This window comes from Streptomyces yokosukanensis, from assembly GCF_001514035.1.
Lineage (GTDB): Bacteria > Actinomycetota > Actinomycetes > Streptomycetales > Streptomycetaceae > Streptomyces > Streptomyces yokosukanensis.
The window spans coordinates 198922-222457 of record NZ_KQ948212.1; the positions used below are offsets into that span (position 1 = coordinate 198922).

Consider the following 23536-nt stretch of genomic DNA (forward strand, 5'->3'; position numbering starts at 1 on the left):
ATGGTTCACGCGATGGTGTGATCATGTCCCGCACGGCGGATGGCCGTCGGGTGCCACGGGTAGAGCCCCGGCCATGACTCAGCCGTTCGAACTCCCGCACTTCTACATGCCGTATCCCGCGCGGCTCAACCCCCACCTCGACGAGGCCCGTGCCCACTCGACCGCGTGGGCACGCGAGATGGGCATGCTGGAAGGCTCAGGGGTCTGGGAGCAGGCCGACCTGGAGGCGCACGACTACGGGCTCCTGTGCGCCTACACCCACCCCGACTGCGACGGCGCCGCTCTCTCGCTGATCACCGACTGGTACGTGTGGGTGTTCTTCTTCGACGACCACTTCCTCGACATGTTCAAGCGCACCCAGGACCGCGCCGCCGGAAAGGCCCACCTGGACCGCCTGCCGCTGTTCATGCCGCTCGACCCGGCCGCTCCCGTGCCCGAGCCGGAGAATCCCGTCGAGGCGGGCCTGAAGGACCTCTGGGCGCGCACGGTGCCGTCGATGTCCGTGGACTGGCGCCGCCGCTTCGCCGTGGCCACCGAGCATCTGCTCAACGAGTCGATGTGGGAACTGTCGAACATGAACGAGGGGCGGATCGCCAACCCCGTCGAGTACATCGAGATGCGCCGCAAGGTGGGCGGCGCCCCCTGGTCGTCGGGGCTCGTGGAGTACGCGACCGCCGAGGTGCCCGCCGCCGTCGCCGGCACCCGCCCGCTGCGCGTCCTCATGGAGACCTTCTCCGACGCCGTCCACCTGCGCAACGACCTGTTCTCCTACCAGCGCGAGGTCGAGGACGAGGGCGAGAACAGCAACGGCGTCCTCGTCCTGGAGACGTTCTTCGGCTGTACGACCCAGGAGGCCGCCGAGACGGTCAACGACATCCTCACCTCGCGCCTGCACCAGTTCGAGCACACCGCGCTCACCGAGGTCCCCGCCGTGGCCCTGGACAGCGGCCTCACCCCGGACCAGGTCGCCGCGATCGCCGCCTACACCAAGGGGCTGCAGGACTGGCAGTCCGGCGGCCACGAATGGCACCTGCGCTCCAGCCGCTACATGAACAAGGGCGCGCGTGCCGCCTCGCCCTGGCAGCTCCTGAGCCACCCCGGCACCTCGGCCGCCGACGTCGGCGCGCTGCTCGCCTCCGCCGCCCAGGAACGTCTGCGCGCCTACACCCACGTGCCCCACCAGAAGGTCGGCCCCTCGATCCTTCCCGAGTTCCACATGCCGTACGAGGTGAGCCTGAGCCCCCATCTGGACGGCGCCCGGCGCAATCTGCTCGCCTGGTCGCACCGTACGGGCATCCTCGAGGAGGGCGTCTGGGACGAGGACAAGCTCGCCGCCTTCGACCTCGCGCTGTGCTCCGCCGGACTGGACCCGGACGCCACCCCCGAGGCCCTCGACCTCAGCGCCCACTGGCTCGCCTGGGGGACGTACGCCGACGACTACTACCCGCTGGTCCACGGCCACCGCCGGGACCTGGCCGGCGCGCGGCTGAGCACGGCCCGGCTGTCGCGGTGCATGCCCGTCGAGGGCGAGGCGGCGGTCGTCCCGGCCAACGCCATGGAGCGCGGACTGACCGACCTGTGGGCGCGCACGACCGCCGGGATGAGCGCCGAGGAGCGGCAGGCCCTCAAGGCGTCCGTGGACGTGATGACCGAGAGCTGGGTGTGGGAGCTGTCCAACCAGCTCCAGAACCGCATCCCCGACCCGGTGGACTACCTGGAGATGCGGCGCGCCACCTTCGGCTCCGACCTCACCCTGAGCATGAGCCGGATGGGCCACGGCCCCGCCGTTCCGCCCGAGGTGTACCGCAGCGGCCCGGTGCGCTCCCTGGAGAACGCCGCCGTCAACTACGCCTGTCTCGTCAACGACATCTTCTCGTACCAGAAGGAGATCGAGTACGAGGGCGAGATCCACAACGCCGTCCTGGTGGTGCAGAACTTCTTCGGCGTCGACTATCCGACCGCGCTCGGCGTCGTGCACGACCTGACGACCCAGCGCATGCAGCAGTTCGAACACGTCATCGCGCACGAACTGCCCGTCCTGTACGACGACTTCGAGCTGTCGCGGGAGGGGCGCGCTGCCATGGACGCCTACGTCGTCGACCTGCAGAACTGGCTCGCCGGGATCCTGAACTGGCACCGCCGTGTCGACCGCTACAAGGCCGAGTGGCTCGGCCGCCGCTCGCACGGCTTCCTGCCCGACCGCGCACCCGCCGCACCGACGCTGCCGTCCGCCGCACCGGCCCTGTCGTCGGTCTGACGGTCGCGGAATCTTCGCGTACGGAATCGGGCATTCGTGGAACTTCGGTGAGCCCTCGGGAGTCTTGAGGAGTAAAGGGAACAACAGACCGTGAACACGGGGGTGTTCGAACGTGACCGAGACCATCGACAGGCTCACCGAGGCGACCGCGGGGGAGCAGACGCCGACGGCGGACGAACTGGCGCCGTACAGCGCGCCGTTGACGGTGCCGCCCGTCCTGCGTCCCGCCGCGGACGACGTCCTGCGCGAGACCGAGATCGCCCTGCGCCCGACCTGGGTGCGCCTGCACCCGCAGTTACCGCCCACCTTGATGTGGGGGTACGACGGCCATGTGCCCGGCCCCACCATCGAGGTGCGGCGCGGACAGCGCGTCCGCATCGCCTGGACCAACCGCATACCGAAGGACGCCGAGTACCCGGTCACCTCGGTCGAGGTGCCCCTGCGCACGCCCGGCACCCCGCAGGCCACCACCGAACCCGGCCGCGAGGGCGCCGAGCCGAACAAGGACGTCGCCGCCCTGCCCGCCTGGACCGTGACCCATCTGCACGGCGCCCAGACCGGCGGCGGCAACGACGGCTGGGCGGACAACGCCGTCGGCCACGGCGACGCCCAGCTGTCGGAGTACCCGAACGACCACCAGGCGGTGCAGTGGTGGTACCACGACCACGCCATGAACATCACCCGGTGGAACGTGATGACGGGCCTGTACGGCACCTACCTCCTGCGTGACGACGAGGAGGACGCGCTGCAACTGCCCTCGGGGGACCGGGAGATCCCGCTGCTCCTCGCCGACCGCAACCTCGACACCGACGAGGACGGCCGCCTCAACGGACGGCTGCTGCACAAGACGGTGATCGTCCAGCCGAGCGACCCGGAGACCGGGAAGCCGGTCTCCCTCCCGTTCACCGGCCCGTACACCACGGTCAACGGCCGCATCTGGCCGTACGCCGAGGTGGACGCCGCCTGGTACCGCTTCCGGCTGGTCAACGCCTCGAACGCGCGCATCTTCGACCTCGTGCTCGTCGACGAGGACGGCAACCCGGTGCCGGGCGTCGTGCACCAGATCGGCAGCGACGGCGGGCTGCTGCCGCGCCCCGTGCCGGTCGACTTCGACGCGGACCTGCCCACGCTGACCGCCGCACCGGCCGAACGCTTCGACCTGCTGGTCGACTTCCGCGCGCTCGCGGGGCGGACGCTGCGGCTGGTGAACAAGGGGCCCAACCAGCCGGCCGGCGTGCCCGACGCGGCCGGCGACGTGCGCTACCCGGCCGTCCTGGAGTTCCGGGTCGGCGACACCCTGGAGGAGGACACCTTCGAACTGCCCGAGGTGCTCTCCGGGTCCTTCCGCAGGCTGACCCACGACCTCCCGCACAACCACCGCATGGTCCTGCTCACCCCGCCCGCCACCAAGGGGGCCGGCGGCCACCCGGAGATCTGGGAGCTGACCGAGGTCGAGGACCCGAGCGGCCTGCAGCTCCCGGCCGACGGCATCGTGCAGGTCACCGGTCCCGACGGCACCACGAAGACGTACCGGCGCACCTCCCGGACGTTCAACGACGGCCTCGGCTTCACCATCGCCGAGGGCAGCTACGAACAGTGGAGCTTCCTCAACCTCGCACCCATCGTCCACCCCATGCACATCCATCTGGCCGACTTCCAGCTGCTCGGCCGGGACACCTACGACGTCTCGGGCTTCGACCCGGCCGTCGGCGGCACCCGTACGCCCCTGCGCCTCGACGCCGGCCAGGCGATCCCGCTCGCCCCCAACGAGCGGGGCAACAAGGACGTCTTCCGGGTGCCGGGCAATCAGATGGTGCGGATCATGGGCCGCTTCGACGGGGCCTACGGCCGGTTCATGTACCACTGCCATCTGCTGGAGCACGAGGACATGGGCATGATGCGGCCCTTCGTCGTCATGCCGCCCGAGGCCATGAAGTTCGACCACGGCGCCGGGCACGGCGGCCACGGCGGGGGCCACGAAGGCCATGGCCAGGGGCAGATGGGCTGAGCCGCCGCCCGTGCCCGCCCGGGGTTGCGCCCGCGTTCGGGCGCGGCGGCCGTCATGCCGACCGGGCGGGCCGGGACGACGCGTGCTCGACCGCGGCTCGCACCAGCGCCCGGACCATCGGGTGCGGGTGCGGGTGCGGGTGCGGGTGCGGGTGCGGGTGCGAGCCGTCGCCGGCCAGCTCCGGCCGGGCGCGCCCCTGCTGACCCGGCGGCCCGTCGTGCCCACCGCGGCCGGTGACCGGTTGCTGGAGCATGCGGCGCCGTTGCTGCTGCGGCTGGACGCGGCCCGTGCCGACGTCGCCCGCATCGCCGCCGCGCCCCAGCAGGGGCTGATCCTCGCCACCACGTCGACCGCGCTCGGCACCGGCGTCCTCGCCGCCCTCCCGCCGGCCGGTGTCACCCTGCGCGTGCTCACCCGCGCGCAGATCCCGGCCGCCGTCGCCACCGGCACCGCCGACCTCGGACTCGTCGACGGGCTGGCCGCGCCGAGCGATCCGCTGCGGCTGTCCGATGTGGCACCGCTGACCGCGCACGGCGTCGCCGAGGAGCCCGTGAGCGTCCTGCTGCCGGTCCGGGCACCCGCTCGCCGCCCGGACCGGCCTGCGCCTCGCCGACCTCGCCGACACCCGGTGGCTCGACGCGCCCGACGCCGCGCTCCCGCTCGGCTCCTTGCGCGCCGCGACCGGCGGCGGCGCCTTCCGCTCCGCCCTGCGCTACGAGGGCACCGACCTGCACACCCTCACCGTCCTCGCCGCCGCCGGACACGGCCTCGCCCTGCTGCCCGAAAGGGCCGCGACCGCCGTACCCGGCACGATCGCCGTCCCGCTCGTCGCGCCCCGGGTCGTCCACCGCCCGGAACTCCTCCACGGCGGAAGTCCCCGGGACGCGGCGGCGGAGGTGGTGCGGAGGCTGGTGCGAGCGGGGTGAGCGGGGCAGGTGGGGTGCGTGGGGTGATCGTCCGGTGTGCGCAGTGGGCTCGCCCCTGGGGGTGATGACTACCCTCCGCCACCCTCCGGCCAGTCTCACTCGTTCGTGTCTCGTCGCGGCCCGGTGCCCCGGGTAGCCACCTGCAGGAGGCGAGCGAACCATGGAACAGACTGCGTTGCGTCCGAAGCCCATGCCCGGTCAGGACCGACGGGAGGGCGGCACCCCCGGCCCCACCCACCGCCCGCACGCCGCGCGCCGACGCGGACGGCGGCTGCGGACCGTGCTGTTCGGCCTGTGCACCGGCACCGTGCTGGTGCTGTCCGGCGTGGGCATCGGCACGGTCGGCGCCACCGTGATCGGCATGAGCAGGCTCGCCGAGCTGCAACGCCAGGCCCCGCAGTCCGGCCCGCCGGCCAAGGCCGCACCCACCGCCGCCGGCACCTCCGGCAGCGGCCCGGCCGCCCTGCCCGCGGCGACCCTCGGCGTCGAGGCCGCCGACGCGGCGAAGGCGGGCGCGCTGGTCGTGGGCGTGCATGTGCCCGGACCCGGCTACGCGGCCGGACTGGTCCGCGGGGACGTCCTGCTGCAGTTCGGCTCCGCCCGCGTCGACTGCGCCGCCGACCTCGGCCGGGCCGTGTCCCACGCCCGGCCGGGCACGCCGGTGACACTCACCGTGCGTCACAGCAGTGGGGGATACCAGCAGTTGGCGGTCGTCCTCGGGGTGGTGACCTGAGCCGGGGCCATCCCGGACACCCGTCCCCTCGGTCACCCTCGGAAACCCACTGGTCACCATCCGCCCCGCGCGCCATGATGGCCCCATGCCGAGTCCCTTCCGCGCCGTCCGCGTCCCGCGGGAAGCAACGGCGATCGGCTCGCGTGCCCCTGTCCGGCCGGGCAGGATGCTGCCCGAGACGCCGTCGCCCGTTTCCGCACCCGCACCCGGAGGCCCGGATGACCGGTAGTACGCCCGCGCCCTTCACCGCCGCCGACTACAGCGCCCGTATGGAGCATGCCGTGCGCTCCGCGACGGACGCCGGCCTCGCGGGGCTGCTCGTGGCACCGGGACCGGACATGGTCTGGCTCACCGGCTACACGCCCGTCGCCGTCACCGAACGGCTCACCGTGCTGGTCCTCGCTCCCGGCCACGACCCCGTGCTCGTCGTGCCGACCCTGGAGGCCCCGGACGCCGAGCACGCGGCCGGCGCGTCCGCGCTCACCCTGCGCGACTGGACCGACGGCAAGGACCCCTACACCGTCACCGCCGCCCTCCTCGACGGCCGCGGCCGGTTCGGCATCAGCGACAACACCTGGGCCCTGCATCTGCTCGGCTTCCAGCGGGCCCTGCCCGAGACCTCCTACGCCGCTCTCACCGACGCCCTCCCCATGCTGCGCGCCGTCAAGGACGCGGCGGAAGTCGAACTCCTCGCGGCGGCCGGAGCCGCTGCCGACGCAACGTTCGAGGAGATCCGGAAGGTTCCCTTCGCCGGCCGCCGCGAGTCCGACGTCGGCCGCGACCTCGCGGACCTGCTGCGCCGCTTCGGCCACTCCCAGGTCGACTTCACCATCGTCGGCTCCGGCCCCAACGGCGCCAACCCGCACCACGAGGTCGGCGACCGCGTCATCCAGGACGGCGACATGGTCGTCCTCGACTTCGGCGGCCTGAAGGACGGCTACGGCTCCGACACCACCCGCACGGTCCACGTGGGCGAGCCGACCGAGGAGGAACGCCGGGTCCACGACATCGTGCGCGAAGCCCAGCAGGCGGGCTACCGGGCCGTACGGCCCGGCGCGGCCTGCCAGGACGTGGACCGCGCCGCCCGCGCGGTGATCACCGACGCCGGGTACGGCGCGTACTTCATCCACCGCACCGGGCACGGCATCGGCGTCACCACGCACGAGCCGCCGTACATGATCGAGGGCGAGGAACAGCCCCTCGTGCCCGGCATGTGCTTCTCCGTCGAGCCCGGCATCTATCTGCCCGGCCGCTTCGGGGTGCGCATCGAGGACATCGTCACGGTGACGGAGGACGGCGGGCGCCGTCTGAACACCACCACGCGCGAGATGGTCATAGTGGACTGAGAGGCGACGGAGCGACGCAGGAGACACACCCTCGGCACATCCCGGAACGGCGACGCGCGAACCCATGACCCAGGCACCGACCCCCACCGCGGACACCGTCCGCCGACTGGTCCGCACGCTGCTCGAGGAGGGCGGCGGCACCGCGGGACCCGCCGTGCGACCCGTGACGGAGGGCGGTGAGCACTCCACGTGGTGGGTCGGCACCCGCCATGTGCTGCGCCTCGCCCCCGACCGCGAGGCCACCGCGCGCCAGCGCCGCGAACTGCGCCTGCGCGACCTGGTCCGGCCGCACCTGCCCGTCGCCGTCCCGGCCAGCGCGGCACACGGCGAGTGGGCACCGGGCCTCGGCTACACGCTCGACACCGCGATCCCCGGCGGCAGCGCCGAGGAGCACGATGTCTCGGCCGTCGGCGAGGCCGACCTCGCCGGACTGCTCACCGGGCTGCGCGCGGTGCCCGTACGGCAGGCCGAGGCGCTCGGCGTGCCGCGCACCGCGCCGCGCTCCCTGGAGGCGCTGCGCCGCATGGCCGTACACGCGGCCGAACGCCTCGCCGCCGCCGACGAGTTCGACGCCGCCCGGCTGCATCAGCTCACCCCGCCCGGCGCGGCCCAGCTCACCGGGCAGTCCGGCACGGTCGTGCTCGTCCACCACGACCTCAAGGGCGAGCACCTGGTGGTCGGTGCCGACGGCCGGGTGCGCGGCGTCCTCGACTGGACCGACGCGGTCCTGGGAGACCCGGCCGAGGACATCGCCGGCCTCGTCCTCGCGGTCGGCTCCGGCGCGGCGGTACGCGCGGCCACCCTCGCCGGCTACGGCGTCCGCCCCTGTCTGCGCGGCCTGTGGCTGGCCCGCTGCGACACCGTCGTCCGCCTCACCGACCGCCTGGAGGGCCGCGACGACAGCCCCCTGCCGCTGCTGCGCACCCAGCTGGAGCGCTCCTGGGAGCCGATCCTGCTGGAGCGCCTGACGGACTTCAGGGAGGCCGAGCAGGAGCCGTAGAGCGCCGATTCCCCGTGGCGGATCGTCCTCGCCGCGGCTCAGGGCTGGGTGAGGATCACACAGGACTCGCCGGGCACCTCCAGGAGGCCGTCGGGGCCCGGGGGATCGACCGGGTCCCAGGCCGCGAGAACCAGTGCGGGACGGGTGCCCAGGGGGATCGCCGCCGGTTCCCCGCCGAGGTTCACCGCCACGCGTACGTCACCGCGCCGGAAGGCGAGCCAGCGCGCCCCCGCGTCGTAGGCCACCCGCGTGTCACCCAGGTCGGGGTCGGTGAGGTCCGGCTGCTCGTGCCGGAGCGCGATCAGCCGCCGGTACCAGGCGAGCACGCGCGCGTGGGGCTCGCGTTCCGGCTCCGACCAGTCCAGGACGGAGCGGTCCCTGGTCGCCGGGTCCTGCGGGTCCGGTACGTCCTCCTCGGCCCAGCCGTGCGCCGCGAACTCCCGCCGCCTGCCCCGCCGTACCGCCTCGGCCAGCTCCGGATCGGTGTGGTCGGTGAAGAACTGCCAGGGCGTGCCCGCCGCCCACTCCTCGCCCATGAACAGCATCGGCGTGAACGGCGAGGTCAGCGTCAGCGTCGCCGCACAGGCCAGCAGCCCGGGGGAGAGGCGGGCGGCGAGCCGGTCGCCCCGGGCGCGATTGCCGACCTGGTCGTGGGTCTGGCTGTAGCCGAGCAGCCGGTGCCCGGACACCCGCGCGCGGTCCAGCGGCCGCCCGTGGTGCCGGCCCCGGAAGCTGGAGTACGTGCCGTCGTGGAAGTAGCCCCCGGTCAGCGTCTTGGCGAGCGCGGCGAACGGATCCTCGGCGAAGTCCGCGTAGTAGCCCTGCGACTCGCCCGTCAGCGCGGTGTGCAGGGCGTGGTGGAAGTCGTCGTTCCACTGCGCGTGCAACCCGAGGCCGTGCTCCGCGCGCGCGGTGATGATCCGCGGGTCGTTCAGGTCCGACTCGGCGATCAGGAACAGCGGCCGGCCCAGCTCCCCGGCGAGGCCGTCCACGGCCGCCGACAGCTCCTCCAGGAAGTGGCACGCGCGTGTGTCGCGCAGCGCGTGCACCGCGTCCAGCCGCAGCCCGTCGATCCGGTAGTCCCGCAGCCACGCCAGCGCGCTGCCGACGAGGAACGCGCGCACCTCGTCCGAGCCGGGCGCGTCCAGGTTCACCGCCGACCCCCACGGTGTGTGGTGCGTGTCGGTGAAGTACGGCCCGAAGGCGGGCAGATGGTTGCCGGACGGGCCCAGGTGGTTGTGGACGACGTCCAGGACGACACCGAGACCGAGTTCATGGGCCCGGTCGACGAACCGCTTCAGCGCCTCGGGGCCGCCGTAGGGCTCGTGCACCGCCCACAGGGACACCCCCTCGTAACCCCACCCGTGCCGCCCGGGGAACGGGCACAGCGGCATCAACTCCACGTGCGTGACACCCAGTTCCACCAGGTGCTCCAGCCGGGCGGCCGCCGCGTCCAGGGTGCCCTCGGGGGTGTACGTGCCCACGTGCAGCTCGTACAGCACGGCACCCGGCAGCCCACGCCCCGCCCACCGCGTGCGCCATGCGTGGCGCCCGTGGTCCACGACTGCGCTCAGGCCGTCCGGGCCGTCCGGCTGGCGGCGCGAGCGCGGGTCGGGCAGCACGGGACCGTCGTCCACCGCGAACCCGTACCGGCGGCCGTCCTCGGCCTCCGCCTCTCCCGTCCACCAGCCCGCGCGCTCGGGATCGCGCGCCAACGCGCGCGTGGTGCCCTCGCCATGGAGCGTCACTCGGTCTGCCTGCGGTGCCCACACCTCGAACTGCACGGACGGTTCCCCTTCGTCTGCGACGGATCGCCTGCTCACCGTGATGTCCCGCATCCCCATCGTGCCCGCCCGGACGATCAATCCGCCTTCGAATACGCCCTTTCCCGGTGGTGTCGTGGCCGTACGTGCGCTTCGGCGCCGATTCCCCGTTTTCTGGACACCCGGGGTTCACTGCCCGACAATCACCAGCGTGACGTCGTCTTTCGAGTTCTCCACCTACCCCGCGCGGCTGTCCGACGCGGAGCGTGACAAGGCGCTGCAGGTGCTGCGGGACGGCGTCGCCATGGGCCGGCTCTCGCACGACACCTTCGTGCGCCGCATGGAGCTGGCGCTGGCCGCCCGCCGCGGTGACGAACTGGCCGCCCTCGTCGCCGACCTGCCCCGCGAGAACCGCTTCTCCCGGGCGGTCTTCGGCACCGTCGAGGCCGTCTCGGGGTTCACCGTACGGCTGCGCCGGGCCTGGCAGGCCGAGCGGCTGCCCAAGCTGCTGCTGCCGAACCCCGTGCGCACCCACCCGCTGCGCATCGGCCGCGACCCGGCCAACGGACTGCGCCTGAACCACGAGACCGTCTCGCGGGTGCACGCCGAACTCACCCGCCAGGGCGGCATGTGGGTCCTGCGCGACCTGGGATCCACCAACGGCACGACGGTCAACGGGCGCCGCGTGATCGGCTCGGTCGTCGTCCGCGAGGGCGACCAGGTCGCCTTCGGCAGAATGGCGTTCCGGCTCGCCTCGAGCTGAGTGGCCGGCCGCCCGGTGCGGACCGGCTCACCCGCACGGGCGCGCGCCGGACCGATCGGGTGAGCCGGGCTGTGGAACGCGCCCCTGTGTGCCGATGCATCGGTCATGACGTACATCACCCGACTGACCACGGCCGCCGGCTCCCTGCTGGCCTGTGCCGGTCTCCTCGCCGCGGCCCCGGCACAGGCGGCACCCCGCACGGCGTTCCCCCTCACCGACAACTGGCTCTACCTCACCGTCGCCCGCGGTGAGACCGCCCAGAGCGGCGACCGGCACGGGACGCTGCTGCTGTGCGACCCGGTGCCTCTGGGATACGCACGCGCGGCCGAGGCCTGCGGCGAACTCGCGGCCGCCGACGGTGACATCGCCCGCATCTCGCAGAAGAAGGTCTTCTGCTCGATGATCTACGCCCCCGTGACCGTCCACGCGCACGGTCAGTGGAACGGCCGGCCGGTCGACTACCAGGAGACGTACGCCAACAAGTGCACCATGGAGGCACGCACGGGAGCGGTGTTCGCCACGGAGCGCTGAGCCCGGCGGCCTCACATGTGCCGCTCCCGGGCCTGCTGCGCCGCCACCAGCACCGTACGGGACTGGTGCTCCACCTGGTGCTCCAACGGCACCCAGCGGGCCCTGAACCGCGCCGCGAAGGCATCGCACCAGGTGGCGACGAGCTGCTCCAGATGCGGCGCCGCCCGGTCGTCCGTCTCGCGCAGCACCCGCAGCAGCATCGCCGCCGCCCGCAGCGGCAGCCGTCGTCCGAAGGCGTCCACACTGCCGACGTACGCCATGGTCGTGGCGGCCGGCGGCGTGTGGACCCAGTCCTCGGCCAGGCCCGGTATCAGCTCCAGCGCCCAGCGCGCCGCCCGCAGCAGCGGGCCGTCCACGCCGCCGAGGCGGGGCAGCGCGTCGGTGAGCACCCCTTCCACCTCCAGCGCGTCCCGCAGCAGCCGTTGCGCGAGGCGCCGCATCGCCGCCGCCGGCGCCGGGTGCGGCGCCGGATCGTCCACCAGGTCGCTGGCCCACATCGGCACCTCCACCACGGCCGTCAGACCGCCGTAGCGATGCGCGTGGTACCAGGTGCTGTGCCGTGCGTCGTCCGGCATGCTCGGGTAGGCGGCCCCCGTCTCCGGGCCGGGCATGACGTGCACCCCGGGTCCGGAGGCCGGCCAGCCGGCGGCGTCCGAGGCGCCCGTCTCCACCGGTATGTGCAGTTGCGCGGCGGACTTGGCGAACGGCTCGGCGAGCCCCGGTACGTCCCTGGTCAACTGCACCCAGCTGCCGCCCAGATCGGTGCCGTGCAGGGTCACCTGGAGATAGGGCCGCAGTTCGTCGATCACCCCGGTCAGCGCCCGGGTCTCGGGCGGCAGCCGGTCCGGCGGCAGCACGGACGGCGACCACTCGGGCTGCTCCGCGCCCGTCGGCCGGTAGAAGCCGTGGTGGTAGTCGAGCAGACTGCGCGGCGCCGGCGTCACATGCAGACTCGCACCGTCGGGATCCGCGCACAGCAGGAAGTGCCAGGACGCGTCGACCCGCAACTCCCGCTCGGCAAGTACGCGTTCGGCCAGCACCCGCAGGGTGGAGCCCCCGGTCGGTTCGTTGGCATGGGCGCCGGCCACCACCAGCACCGCCCGCCGGGCGTGCCCCACCGACAGCAGGTGCAAGGGTCTTCCCGCGCGCGAGACGCCCACCTGCCTGAGCGAGCACAGCCCTGGTTCCTGAGCGGCCAACGCCTGTGCGGAGGCGACCAGTTCGGGAACGCTGGGGTAGCGCAGCTCCGGCAGAAGACTCACCCCCGACTTGTTCCGCCCGGCTTCGCCCTCCAAGTCCCGCACGCGACGGGTGAACTGTCAAGCTTGCGGCGGGGGAGGCTCCCGGGGGCGCCCGGACACAGGCGCCGGGGCACGGCGCGGACGGTGCGTGCCGTGGGCTCACTGCTGGTGCAGGCCGCGTCCCGCGAGGGTCAGGAACACCTCGCCCACGGCCTCCGACAGCGTGGGATGCGCGTGCACGTGCCGGGCCACGTCCGAGGGCTCCGCGTCCCAGCCGACGATCAGCTGGCTCTCGGCGATCATCTCGGACACGTTCGGGCCGACCATGTGCACGCCGAGCACCGGCCCGCCGCCGGCCTCGGCGACGACCTTCACCATCCCGCCCCGGCCGTGCACCATCCCCTTGGCCACGGCGGTCAACGGCATCGTGTTCACCGCGACCTCCCGCCCACGCGCGCGTGCCTCCGTCTCGCTCAGCCCCACCGCGGCGGTCTGCGGCGAGGAGTACGTCACCCGGGGCACCGCCGCGTAGTCCACCGAGCCCGACGGCAGGCCGGCCAGGGCCTCGGCGACCAGCAGGCCTTCGGCGAACGAGGCGTGCGCGAGGCCCGGCGATGGCGGCGGCAGCAGATCCCCGACGACATGGATGCCCGGCACGGCCGTCTCCAGCCGCTTCCAGTCGGCCGGTACCACGAACCCCCGCTCGTCCGGCGTCAGACCGGCCGCCTCCAGACCGAGGCCCTCGGTGACCGGCGCCCGCCCGACGGCCACCAGCAGCCGCTCCGCGTCCACCGTGCGGGTCTCACCCCGCGCGGTGCGCACGCGCGCGTGCACGCCGTTCTCCCGCACCTGCGCGTCCAGCAGCCGCGCGCCCGCCCGGACGTCGATACCGCGCTTCTTCAGCCCGCGCGTCAGATGCCGGCTCACATCGGCGTCCTCCAGCGACACGATCCGGTCCGCGGCCTCGACCAGGGTCACCTCCGCGCCCATGGACCGGTGGAAGGAGGCGTACTCCACACCGATCGCGCCCCCGCCCAGCACCAGGACGGACGCCGGCAGCCCCGGCGCGAACAGCGCGTCGTCACTGGTCACCACGCGGCGCCCGTCCGGCACGAGGCCCGGGAGCGTGCGTGGGCGCGAGCCGGTGGCGAGCACGATCCCGCGGCGCACGGTGAAGTCGCGCACGCCGGGCGCGGTTTCGGTGAGCGCGCCCGGCGCGAGACCCGTACGCACGCCCTCCACGCGCACCGTACGCGTTCCGGTCAAGCGCGCGCTGCCACGCACCACCCGCACGCCGGCGTGTGCCAGATGCGCCTCGACCCCCTTGTGGTTGCGCGCCACGATGTCGTCCCGGGTGGCCACCAGCGCAGCCCAGTCGACCGAGTCCAGCGTCGCCCTCACGCCCCACCGCTCGCGGGCCTCGGCGATGCCGTCGACGAGTTCGGCGGCGTGCAGCATCGCCTTGCTCGGAATGCAGCCCCGGTGCAGACAGGTTCCGCCGACCTTGTCGCGTTCGACGAGGACGACGTCCAGCCCGAGGGCGGCGGCGCGCAGGGCGGTGCTGTAGCCGCCGGTGCCCCCGCCGATGACCAGGACGTCCGTCGTGTTCGTGGTCCGTGTGCTCATGGCCCCACCCTCCGCCCGCCCCTTGCCATGAGTCCAAGGCAATGTTCTTGTGGAAGCCATGCAGGGCGTTCATGGGTGTCTGGGGAGGACGCTGCGTTGAGTCTGCGGCAGATGGAGTACTTCGTGACGGTCGTCCACGAGGCGTCGTTCACGCGCGCGGCGGACACCCTGCACGTCACCCAGCCCGCGCTCTCCCACCAGATCAAGGCCCTGGAGAGGTCGGTCGGCGGTGTCCTGCTGGAGCGCATGGCACGCGGTGTGCGCCTCACCCCCATGGGGCGGGCCTTCCTGCCGCACGCCGAACTCGCCGTCCGCAGCGCGGAGCAGGCCCGACGCGCGGCCCGCGCCACCGCCGGTGCCGAGGGCGGCGAACTCCACATCGCCACCCTGCACTCCCTCGCCGTGGGCGTCCTGCCCGACGTCTTCGCCCGCTGGCGCGCGGCCCACCCCCGGGTCCTGCTGCGGCTGCACGAGTACGCCACCGCCGAGGCGCTGGAGGAGGCCGTCCGGCGCGGCACCGCCGACCTGGCCTTCGGCCCCGAGCCCGCCGACCCCACCGGCACCGTCCTGCCGATAGGCGAGGAGGAACTCGTCCTGGTGGTGCCGTTCGACGACCGGCTCGCCGGCCGTACGACGGTGACGCTGCCCGAACTCGCCGACCGGGCCTGGGTCCGCTGCGCGCTGGAGCCCGTCGTGCACGGCGCCCGGTTCCTCGACTGGGCCTGCGGGCAGGCCGGGTTCAGCCCCCGGACCGCCGTGTGGACCGAGCACACCTCAACGGCCGTACGCATGGCCGCCGCCGGGGTCGGGGTGTGCACCGCGTCGGCCGACGTCGTGCGCGGGGCCGTGGGCGAGGACTGCGTGATCCTCACCCCCGACCCGGCCTGGAGACGCCCCCTCGTCGTCTACGCGCGCGTGGCGCCCACCGGTGCGGCCGAGGCCTTCGTGGACCTCCTGCGCGCCACCTGGCCCGCCCCGGGGGCCCCGGCGGCCCACTGAGCCCCGAACGGGACCCGGGCGAGGGCCCGTGCTCCCCTCACGCCTTCGCGACCCGCTCCAGCAGTGCCACCGGCAGCCGGTCGAAAAGGTCCGCCACGCGCGCGTCGCCGGTGAACTCCCGTCCGGTCGCGAGGACGTCCGCCCACCGCCCGGGCGGCAGCGCCAGCCGGGTCTCGTGCCAGCCGCCCGCCTCCGCGAGCCGCAGCGACAGCCGGGTCACCGCCGCGACCACCTCACCGGAGCGCGCGAAGGCCAGGCAGTGCCCGGCCGCCTCACCCTCGGCGTGCAGCGGGTCGTACGTCGCGCCCGCGCCGAAGGCGCCCGGCCGTCGGGCGCGCAGCCGCAGCGCCGCCGCCGTCAGCGCGTCCTTCTCACCGGGCGCCTCGGGCGGGAACGCGACCTGCCGCCGGTTGTCCGGGTCCACCAGCGTCCGGTGCTCGCCCTCCGTGCCCTGGTACACGTCCGGCACCCCCGGCATCGTCAGATGCACCAGGGCGGTGCCGAGGACGTTGGCCCGCACGTGCGGCTCCAGCGCCTTGCGGAAGGCGGCCACGCGCTCGCCCGGCGGCCCGCACGGACCGGCGGCGACGAACGCGGCCACCGCCTCCTCGTACGGCGGTTCCTGCTCCGTCCAGCTGGTGTACATGCCCGCCTCGCGCACATGCTTCAGCAGCGCCTGCCGGACCCGCTCCTCCTCGGCGGGCCCGAGCCCGAACACCGTCTGCCAGGCCGCCCAGGCCAGCTGCCCGTCCGGCCCGCCCGGACTCTCCTCGCAGCGGGCCACCTCGGCCAGCAACTGAGCCCACCGGTCGGGGCACTCGGTGAGCACGGCCAGCGCGGCGCGGACGTCGGCGCTGCGTTTGGTGTCGTGCGTGGAGACCACCGTGCCGGTGAGCGGCCAGTCGCGCTGCACGCGCGCGCAGTAGGCGTGGAAGTCCTCCGGGGACACTCCCGGCCGGCCCGGATCGCCCCCCACCTCGGTCGCCGACAGCAGCGGCACGTACCGGTAGAACGCGGTGTCCTCCACGGACTTGGCGCGCAGCGCCGACGCGGTCTGCGCGAACCGGGTGCGGAACTCCGCGCGGTCGGCGTGGTCCGGGGCCGACACCTCACCGGGCGGTTCGACCAGCAGCCCGCGCACGATGCCGACGGCCTGCGCCTCCTCGGGCACCGCGAAGGCGAGCCGGGCCTCCTCGGCGGCCTCCTCGGTGACGACGCCGGAGGCGTCACCCGAGGCGTACGGGCGGTACACCCGCATCCGGACCAGCAGCTCCTCCACGGCCGTGCGCAGCGCCCAGGGAGCCCGGTCGCGCAGGCCGAGGTCCGGCGCCGACGCGCACAGCCGGGTGGCGACCCGGGTGAGCCGGTCGGCCTCGGCGGCCAGCTCGTGCGTGAGCACCTTGTAGGCGGCCCGCCGTACCGTCGCGTCCCAGTTCCCGCCGCGGTCCGTCTGCGGCGCCGCGAACGCCCGGTACCGGCCCAGCAGTTCGTACGCCCCCGTGCGGTCCGTGAACAGGCCGTCGATCCGGCGCAGGGCGTCGTAGCCGGTGGTGCCCGCGACGGGCCAGGACGGCGGCAGCCGCTCGCTGTCGGCGAGGATCTTCTCCACCACCGTCCAGCGCCCGCCGGTCGCCTCGTGCAGCCGCGCGAGGTAGCCGTCGGGGTCGGCGAGCCCGTCGGGATGGTCGACGCGCAGCCCGTCGAGCACGCCCTCGCCGAGCAGCTGGAGGATCTTGGCGTGGGTGGCGGCGAACACCTCCGGATCCTCCACGCGCACCCCGATCAGCTCCGAGATGCTGAAGAACCGCCGGTAGTTCAGCTCGGTGCGGGCCAGCCGCCACCACACCGGGCGGTACCACTGGGCGTCCAGCAGCTCCGGCAGCGGCAGGTGCGCCGTGCCGGCGCGCAGCGGGACGGCGTGCTCGTGGTAGCGCAGCACGTCGCCGTCGACCACGAGGTGCTCCAGCTGCGCGCCGACCGGTCCGCCGAGCACCGGCAGCAGCACCCGCCCGCCCTGTGCGTCCCAGTCGATGTCGAACCAGCGCGCGTACGGCGAGCCGGGCCCCTCGCGCAGCACCTCCCACAGGGCGTGGTTGTGCCGGGGCGCCATCGCCATGTGGTTCGGCACGATGTCGGCCACCAGGCCCAGACCGTGCTCCCGCGCGGTCCGCGCCAGCGACCGCAGGCCCTCCTCGCCGCCCAGCTCCTCGCGCACGCGCGCGTGGTCCACCACGTCGTAGCCGTGCGTGGAGCCGGGCACGGCCTCCAGGACGGGGGACAGGTGCAGGTGCGAGACACCGAGCGAGGCCAGGTACGGCACGGCCGCGGCCGCGGCGGCGAACGGGAACGCGGGCTGGAGCTGCAGCCGGTAGGTGGCCGTGGGCACCCCCGGTCCGGGTCGCGCAGAGGTCATGGAAACCTACGTACCCAGCCCGCCGTCTTTCGTGTCATCGGCCCCTGCACGGATCCACGCACGCGTGGCTAGCTTCGAGCGATGGGGACAACGGGGAGAGCCGATCGACGCCGGGTTCGGGACACCTACCGCCAGGTGATCCGCCTGACCGGTCCGCTGCTGCCGTGCGTGTCGTTCCTGGGGCGGCTGCCGACCGCCACCATCGAGTTCGGCAGCGTGCTGCTCGTCACCCGGACGTCCGGCTCCCTGGCCGCCGCGGGGCTGACCGGCGGGGCCCTCGCGCTCGGCCAGGTGGCCTGCGCACCGCTCGTGGGGCGGCTCGCCGACCGGCACGGGCAGCGGACGGTCGTGCTGGCCTTCTCGCTCGCCAACGCGCTCGCCGTGGCCTCACTGGTCGCCGGAGCACTCGCGGGCCTTCCCACGCCCGTCCTGGCCCTTCTGGGGGCCGCCGCGGGGGCCACCGTGCCGCTCGTCGGCCCGCTGGCCCGCACCCGGCTGGTCGCCCTGGCCCGCCGCGCCGGCGCGCCCGAAGCCACCGTCGGTGTCGCGCTCTCCTTCGAGAGCACCCTGGACGAACTGTCCTTCGTGCTCGGTCCGGCGCTGGTCGGAACGGCGGCGGTGCTCGCCCATCCGGCCTACGCGATGGGCGGCGCGGCGCTGCTGGTGGCCATCTGCGGCAGCGGCTTCGCCCTCCATCCCACGGCCCGACTCGTGACGCCCGAACGCGGCGAACGCACCGTCGCACGCGGGCGTGCCGTGCGGAAGGCTCCGCTGCCCCGCTGTGCTCCCGCCCTGCTCGCCGCCCTCGCTCTCCAGGGCGCGGTGTTCGGTGCCTGTCAGGCCGGGATCACCGCGCTCACCACCCGGCTCGGGCAGGAGGACCAGGCGGGGCTCGTGTACGCGGCGATGGGCGTGATGAGCGCCGTCGCCGGGTTCGGCATGGCCGCCGTGCCGGAGCGTTTCGGGCCCCGGGTGCGGTGGCGGCTGGCGACCGGGGCCTGCTGCGCGCTGTCGCTGCCGCTGCTCGGCACCACCGGACTGGCCGGACTGTACGTCGTCGTCACGGTCCTCGGCGTGACCTACGCCCCGCACCTCATCACGGTGTTCGGGCTGCTGGAGCGCGCGGTCGCGCCGGCCCGGCTGGCCGAGGCCATGGGGGCCGCCACGAGCGCCGTCGTCGGCGGCCAGGCCCTCGCGGTCGCCGTCACCGGGCGCCTCGCCGACTCCTACGGCCCCGTGGCAGCCTTCGCGGCGGGGAGCACGGCGGCCGCGCTCGCCTTCGTCCTGGCTCTGACGACACGCCCGACGACGCACCGCGAACCGCGCGAGAACGCGCCCTACGCGCGCGTGCCCGACCAGCAGCCTCGCTAGTACCCCCAACAGGCAACAGTGCCGGGGCACCGGTACCCGACAGGCGACGTCCGCCCCGCTACGTCGGCCGCTGCAGCACCGTCAGGCTGCGGTCGGGCAGGGTGATCCGGTCGCCCGCCCCGACCTTCGTGCCCGACCCCGGCGGCACGCCCTCCGGATGGGCCGTGTCGACGACCACCTGCCACTGCCGGCCGTGGTTGACCGGGACCAGGAAGTCCAGCGGCCCAGGGGATGCGTTGAACATCAGCAGGAAGGAGTCGTCGGTGATGCGCTGTCCGCGCGAGCCGGGCTCGGAGATCGCGTTGCCGTTCAGGAACACCGTGAGCGCGGACGCCGGCGCCGAGTCCCAGTCCCGCTGGGTCATCTCCGCGCCCTCGGGGGTGAACCAGGCGATGTCGGACAGCTCGTCGTGGGTGCCCTCCACCGGACGGCCGTGGAAGAAGCGGCGTCGGCGAAGGACCGGGTGGTCCCGGCGCAGCCACACCATCGCGCGCGTGAACTCCAGCAGATCGCGCGGATCCGCCGCGTCCTCGGGCCAGCGCACCCAGGAGATCTCGTTGTCCTGGCAGTAGGCGTTGTTGTTGCCGCGCTGGGTGCGGGCGAACTCGTCGCCGTGGCTGATCATCGGCACGCCCTGGGACAGCATCAGCGTGGCGATGAAGTTCCGCATCTGCCGGGCGCGCAGCAGGAGCACCTCGGGATCGTCGCTCTCGCCCTCCGCCCCGCAGTTCCAGGACCGGTTGTGACTCTCGCCGTCCCGGTTGTCCTCGCCGTTGGCCGCGTTGTGCTTGTCGTTGTACGAGACGAGGTCGCCCAGCGTGAACCCGTCGTGGCAGGTGACGAAGTTGATCGAGGCCAGCGGGCGGCGGCCGTCGTCCTGGTAGAGGTCGGAGGAGCCGGTCAGCCGGGAGGCGAACTCGGCGAGCGCCCGCGGCTCGCCCCGCCACAGGTCCCGCACCGTGTCCCGGTACTTGCCGTTCCACTCGGTCCACAGCGGCGGGAAGTTGCCCACCTGGTAGCCGCCCTCGCCCACGTCCCAGGGCTCGGCGATCAGCTTCACCTGGGAGACCACCGGGTCCTGCTGCACCAGGTCGAAGAACGACGACAGCCGGTCCACCTCGTGGAACTGCCGGGCCAGGGTCGCCGCGAGGTCGAAGCGGAAGCCGTCGACGTGCATCTCGGTGACCCAGTACCGCAGCGAGTCCATGATCAGCTGGAGCACGTGCGGGGACCGCATGAGCAGCGAGTTCCCGGTGCCCGTGGTGTCCATGTAGTAGCGGGGGTCGTCCGCGAGCCGGTAGTACGACGGGTTGTCGATGCCCTTGAAGGACAGCGTCGGGCCGAGGTGGTTGCCCTCGGCGGTGTGGTTGTAGACGACGTCCAGGATGACCTCGATCCCGGCCTCGTGCAGCGCCCGGACCGCCGACTTGAACTCCAGCACCTGCTGGCCGCGGTCGCCCCAGGAGGCGTACGCGTTGTGCGGGGCGAAGAAACCGATGGTGTTGTAGCCCCAGTAGTTGTTCAGGCCCAGGTCGGCCAGCCGGTGGTCGTTCACGAACTGGTGAACGGGCATCAGCTCCAGGGCCGTCACCCCGAGCTTCGTCAGGTGCTCGATGACCGCCGGATGCGCGAGCGCCGCGTACGTGCCGCGCAGTTCCTCCGGCAGGCCCGGGTGACGCATGGTCAGTCCCTTGACATGGGCCTCGTAGATCACCGTGTGGTGGTACCCGGTGCGCGGCGACCGGTCGTTGCCCCAGTCGAAGTACGGGTTGATCACCACCGAGGCCATGGTGTGCGGCGCCGAGTCCAGGTCGTTGCGGCTGTCCGGGGCGCCGAAGTGGTAGCCGTACACCTCCTCGCCCCACCGGATCGCGCCGCTGATCGCCTTCGCGTACGGGTCGAGCAGCAGCTTCGCGGAGTTGCAGCGCAGCCCGCGCCCCGGGTCGTACGGGCCGTGCACCCGGAACCCGTACCGCTGCCCCGGCATCACACCCGGCACGTACGCGTGCCGCACGAAAGCGTCGCTCTCGCGCAGCTCCACCGCCGTCTCCGAGCCGTCGTCGTGCAGCAGACACAGCTCTACTCGGTCAGCGGCCTCCGTGAAGACCGCGAAGTTCGTTCCGGCGCCGTCGTAGGTGGCGCCGAGCGGATACGCCTGTCCAGGCCAGACCTGCATGGATACGACTCTCCCAGGTGTGCCGCCGACCTGGGGCCGCGTTCGGCCCCGAGTCTGCCCGAAAGTGACGGAACCTCCCCTGACTTACGTCCCTCTTACCCACAGACCGGCGCACCCGGCGGCTCTCGCGACCACCTGGTGCCGAACCGGTGGGGCAATACCTACTCCCCGAGGACCACGGGGAAACAGGGGGGGCCGAGAACGCGGAGGCAGTCCGGCTCCTGATCGCCGCACCGCTCGGCGCGGGCCTGAAGGCGGACTACAAGGACGCCACCGGCAGGGAACTCACCTCACCGGACCAGCTGCTGCTGAGCGGCGGCGTCTACCTGGCCGCTCCGGGCACCCAGCCCGCGGCCCTCGACCGGTGCGGCGTACACCGGTGCGACCGGGTCACCTACCGGCCCAGGGGCGAACCGAAGCCGATCAGGGTCCTCAGCAGCGCCCGTCTCGCCCAGATCCATGTCCCCTACGACGACGGGAAGAACGAGTACAGCGATCTGACCGGCCAGGACTTCGGCCAGGAGCTGACGGACCTGTCGCCCGTCGAGTGCCCCGGCGGCACGATCAGGTCCGTCAAGCTGCTCGACCCCGCCGACCACAACGTCTTCTGGCGGCTGGACTTCGGTCTCGACGGCCCGTCCGGGACGAGGGTCGAGCAGAAGGACGGGCACACCCGTTCGTACGAGATCGTGCCCGGACCCAGCACCAAGTACCTCGGCCGCGGCTTCACCGAGCACGACGTGTACGTCACCGAGTACAACCCCTGCGAACTGTTCGCCAGCGACAACCCCACGTGCGGGCGGGGTCACCCCGGGGCCGTCGACCGATGGGTCGGCGGACAGACCCTGACCCACCCCGTGATCTGGATGAACGTCGGCTTCCACCACATCGCGCGGGACGAGGACCAGCAGCCCATGCCGGTGCACCGGCAGGGCTTCGCCATCGCCCCACGGGACGTCACCGCTATGAATCCGCTCACTCCCCGGGATCTGGCACGGGAGAACGGACATTGGAACGGGCCGAGTTGACGAGAACAGTTGAGAAACCGACCTGTCCATCCGGCTGCACCGCCGACCCCTCGCGGAGTACCCTTCCTTGATCGTTGAGACGGGAAAGGCCCGGGGGGCGGAAGGCGGTGCACGGGTGGGCTCGGGAGGCCTGGAGCTGCCCCCTGGTGACGAGGGTCATGAGGGGAACTCCACAGACGTCCCGCCCGGCGCGGTGTCCCTGGCCAGGCCGATGGACGCGGGGTCCATCGGACCGGAGCTGGACTGGGACGCCGACGCCTGGCGCGAGGTGCGCACCCGCGCCCAGCGGGCCGGTCGGGCCTACATCTGGCTGAACCTCGTCGAACAGCGGCTGCGCGCGGTCGTGGCCGCCGTCCTGCGTCCCATCTACGAACCCGTCCACGGGGACGACTGGGTGGTCGCCGCGGCAGGCCCGGCCGGGCAGGAGTGGGTGCAGCGAGCGGTCGCGGTGCGCGAGGTCAGCCGCCGCAAGGGCTATCTGCTCGACCCGGCCGACGACAACGTGCTGAGCTTCCTCACCCTGCCCCAGTTGCGCGAGCTGATGGTGCAGCACTGGCCGTGCTTCGAGCCGTACTTCGACGAGCGCCGCGACCTGGAACTCGCCCTGGACGAGCTGGAGGTGACCCGCAACGTCGTCTCCCGCAACCGGGCGCTGTCCGAGGCCGTCCTGAACCAGGCCGAGCGGGCCTCGGCCCGGCTGCTGGAGATGCTCGGCGCCGCCGGTGACGTGCCCTCCGCGCGACGGCTGCCCGTGGACGCGGTCGAGGACCTGGTCGGCGACCGGTACGCCGACGTCGTCGCCGTCCACCCGGACCGGGTGCGGCTGCTGCGCCAGTTCCCGGCCGAGGACATCTTCGGCTCCGCCCGCCGCCTCGACGCCATCGGTATCGGCCTGAACCTGCTGGTCCAGAACTTCTCCGGCCGCCGGCTGATCCGGCTCGCCGAGTCCGGCTGCCGGGTACGGCTGCTCTTCCTCAACCCCGCCTCCAGCTCGGTCAAGCGCCGCGAGCGCGAACTGGGGATGAAACGGGGCGAACTGAGCCGCTCCGTCGAGATGAACATCCTGCACATGCGCCGGGTCCGCTCCCGGCTGCGCGACCCGGGCGCCTTCGAGATCCAGGTGTACGACGAGACTCCGCGCTTCACCGCCTACCTGGTGGACGGCGACGGCGCCGACGGGGTCGCCGTGGTGCAGTCCTATCTGCGCGGGGCGCGCGGGATGGAGTCACCGGTGCTGGTGCTGCGCAACGGCAGCAAACTGGTCAAGTCGGATGAAGTGGGTGAAGCCGGACTCTTCCCGACATATCGCGAGGAGTTCGAGCTGACCTGGGCGGATTCACGTCCGGTGTCCTGAG

Annotated in this window: 16 protein-coding genes and 1 pseudogene; 12 read left to right on the forward strand and 5 right to left on the reverse strand. The window is 73.2% G+C overall.

Going from position 1 to position 23536, the window contains the following annotated elements; translation table 11 throughout:
• Window positions 1-73 precede the first annotated feature (73 nt).
• The 6 genes and pseudogenes from cyc2 (at window position 74) to AQI95_RS18755 (ending at window position 8270) form a co-directional block, all read left to right on the forward strand.
• Complete coding sequence (cyc2, locus tag AQI95_RS18730; RefSeq protein ID WP_067124424.1) at window positions 74-2257, forward strand: germacradienol/geosmin synthase Cyc2; 2184 nt, start codon at window positions 74-76, stop codon at window positions 2255-2257.
• Between the two features lie 112 nt (window positions 2258-2369).
• Window positions 2370-4265 carry an O-aminophenol oxidase PhsA gene (gene phsA, locus AQI95_RS18735; protein ID WP_067124426.1) on the forward strand — a complete coding sequence of 632 codons (1896 nt, stop codon included), beginning with the start codon at window positions 2370-2372 and terminating at the stop codon, window positions 4263-4265.
• Window positions 4266-4452: 187 nt separating this feature from the next.
• Window positions 4453-5191 (forward strand): annotated as a pseudogene (locus tag AQI95_RS18740) (LysR substrate-binding domain-containing protein); the annotation flags it as partial.
• A 160-nt stretch (window positions 5192-5351) separates the two neighbouring features.
• The gene (locus AQI95_RS18745; RefSeq protein WP_067124428.1) at window positions 5352-5924 is read left to right on the forward strand and encodes a PDZ domain-containing protein; all 573 of its coding nucleotides are present in this window, start codon (window positions 5352-5354) and stop codon (window positions 5922-5924) included.
• Between the two features lie 218 nt (window positions 5925-6142).
• Window positions 6143-7270: an aminopeptidase P family protein gene (locus tag AQI95_RS18750; RefSeq protein ID WP_067124430.1), complete on the forward strand. Its 1128-nt coding sequence runs from the start codon at window positions 6143-6145 to the stop codon at window positions 7268-7270.
• Between the two features lie 64 nt (window positions 7271-7334).
• Complete coding sequence (locus tag AQI95_RS18755; protein ID WP_067124432.1) at window positions 7335-8270, forward strand: aminoglycoside phosphotransferase family protein; 936 nt, start codon at window positions 7335-7337, stop codon at window positions 8268-8270.
• A 38-nt stretch (window positions 8271-8308) separates the two neighbouring features.
• Here AQI95_RS18755 and treZ read toward each other — a convergent pair whose 3' ends face one another.
• Window positions 8309-10054 (reverse strand): malto-oligosyltrehalose trehalohydrolase, encoded by a 1746-nt coding sequence (gene treZ / locus AQI95_RS18760; RefSeq protein ID WP_067125027.1) that lies wholly within the window; start codon window positions 10052-10054, stop codon window positions 8309-8311.
• A gap of 190 nt (window positions 10055-10244) precedes the next feature.
• Between treZ and AQI95_RS18765 the strand changes: the two genes are divergently transcribed.
• Window positions 10245-10796 (forward strand): DUF1707 and FHA domain-containing protein, encoded by a 552-nt coding sequence (locus AQI95_RS18765; RefSeq protein ID WP_067124434.1) that lies wholly within the window; start codon window positions 10245-10247, stop codon window positions 10794-10796.
• A 105-nt stretch (window positions 10797-10901) separates the two neighbouring features.
• Complete coding sequence (locus tag AQI95_RS18770) at window positions 10902-11327, forward strand: subtilase-type protease inhibitor (protein WP_067124436.1); 426 nt, start codon at window positions 10902-10904, stop codon at window positions 11325-11327.
• An 11-nt stretch (window positions 11328-11338) separates the two neighbouring features.
• Here the strand turns inward: AQI95_RS18770 and AQI95_RS18775 are convergent, their stop codons facing one another.
• Both AQI95_RS18775 and lpdA read right to left on the reverse strand, forming a co-directional pair.
• Entirely contained in the window at window positions 11339-12589 is a 1251-nt protein-coding gene (locus AQI95_RS18775; RefSeq protein WP_067124438.1) for a M14 family zinc carboxypeptidase, read from the reverse strand.
• Window positions 12590-12727: 138 nt separating this feature from the next.
• Window positions 12728-14194: a dihydrolipoyl dehydrogenase gene (gene lpdA, locus AQI95_RS18780; protein WP_067124440.1), complete on the reverse strand. Its 1467-nt coding sequence runs from the start codon at window positions 14192-14194 to the stop codon at window positions 12728-12730.
• A gap of 96 nt (window positions 14195-14290) precedes the next feature.
• Between lpdA and AQI95_RS18785 the strand changes: the two genes are divergently transcribed.
• On the forward strand, window positions 14291-15193 hold the full coding sequence (locus AQI95_RS18785; protein ID WP_067124442.1) for a LysR family transcriptional regulator: 903 nt from the start codon (window positions 14291-14293) through the stop codon (window positions 15191-15193).
• Between the two features lie 37 nt (window positions 15194-15230).
• Here AQI95_RS18785 and treY read toward each other — a convergent pair whose 3' ends face one another.
• On the reverse strand, window positions 15231-17606 hold the full coding sequence (gene treY, locus AQI95_RS18790; protein WP_208614211.1) for a malto-oligosyltrehalose synthase: 2376 nt from the start codon (window positions 17604-17606) through the stop codon (window positions 15231-15233).
• Between the two features lie 81 nt (window positions 17607-17687).
• Here treY and AQI95_RS18795 point away from each other — a divergent pair, with 81 nt between their 5' ends.
• Window positions 17688-18977: an MFS transporter gene (locus AQI95_RS18795; protein ID WP_079071325.1), complete on the forward strand. Its 1290-nt coding sequence runs from the start codon at window positions 17688-17690 to the stop codon at window positions 18975-18977.
• A gap of 58 nt (window positions 18978-19035) precedes the next feature.
• On the opposite strand, the gene glgX is transcribed toward AQI95_RS18795, so the two are convergent.
• Window positions 19036-21153, reverse strand: a complete 2118-nt coding sequence (glgX, locus tag AQI95_RS18800) for a glycogen debranching protein GlgX (RefSeq protein WP_067124446.1) — start codon at window positions 21151-21153, stop codon at window positions 19036-19038.
• 149 nt (window positions 21154-21302) lie between these two features.
• On the opposite strand from glgX, the gene AQI95_RS18805 reads away from it, so the two are divergent.
• Both AQI95_RS18805 and AQI95_RS18810 read left to right on the forward strand, forming a co-directional pair.
• Entirely contained in the window at window positions 21303-22181 is an 879-nt protein-coding gene (locus AQI95_RS18805) for a copper amine oxidase (protein ID WP_067124448.1), read from the forward strand.
• A 115-nt stretch (window positions 22182-22296) separates the two neighbouring features.
• Window positions 22297-23535 (forward strand): SAV2148 family HEPN domain-containing protein, encoded by a 1239-nt coding sequence (locus AQI95_RS18810; RefSeq protein WP_079071326.1) that lies wholly within the window; start codon window positions 22297-22299, stop codon window positions 23533-23535.
• The last annotated feature ends 1 nt before the right edge of the window (window position 23536 follow it).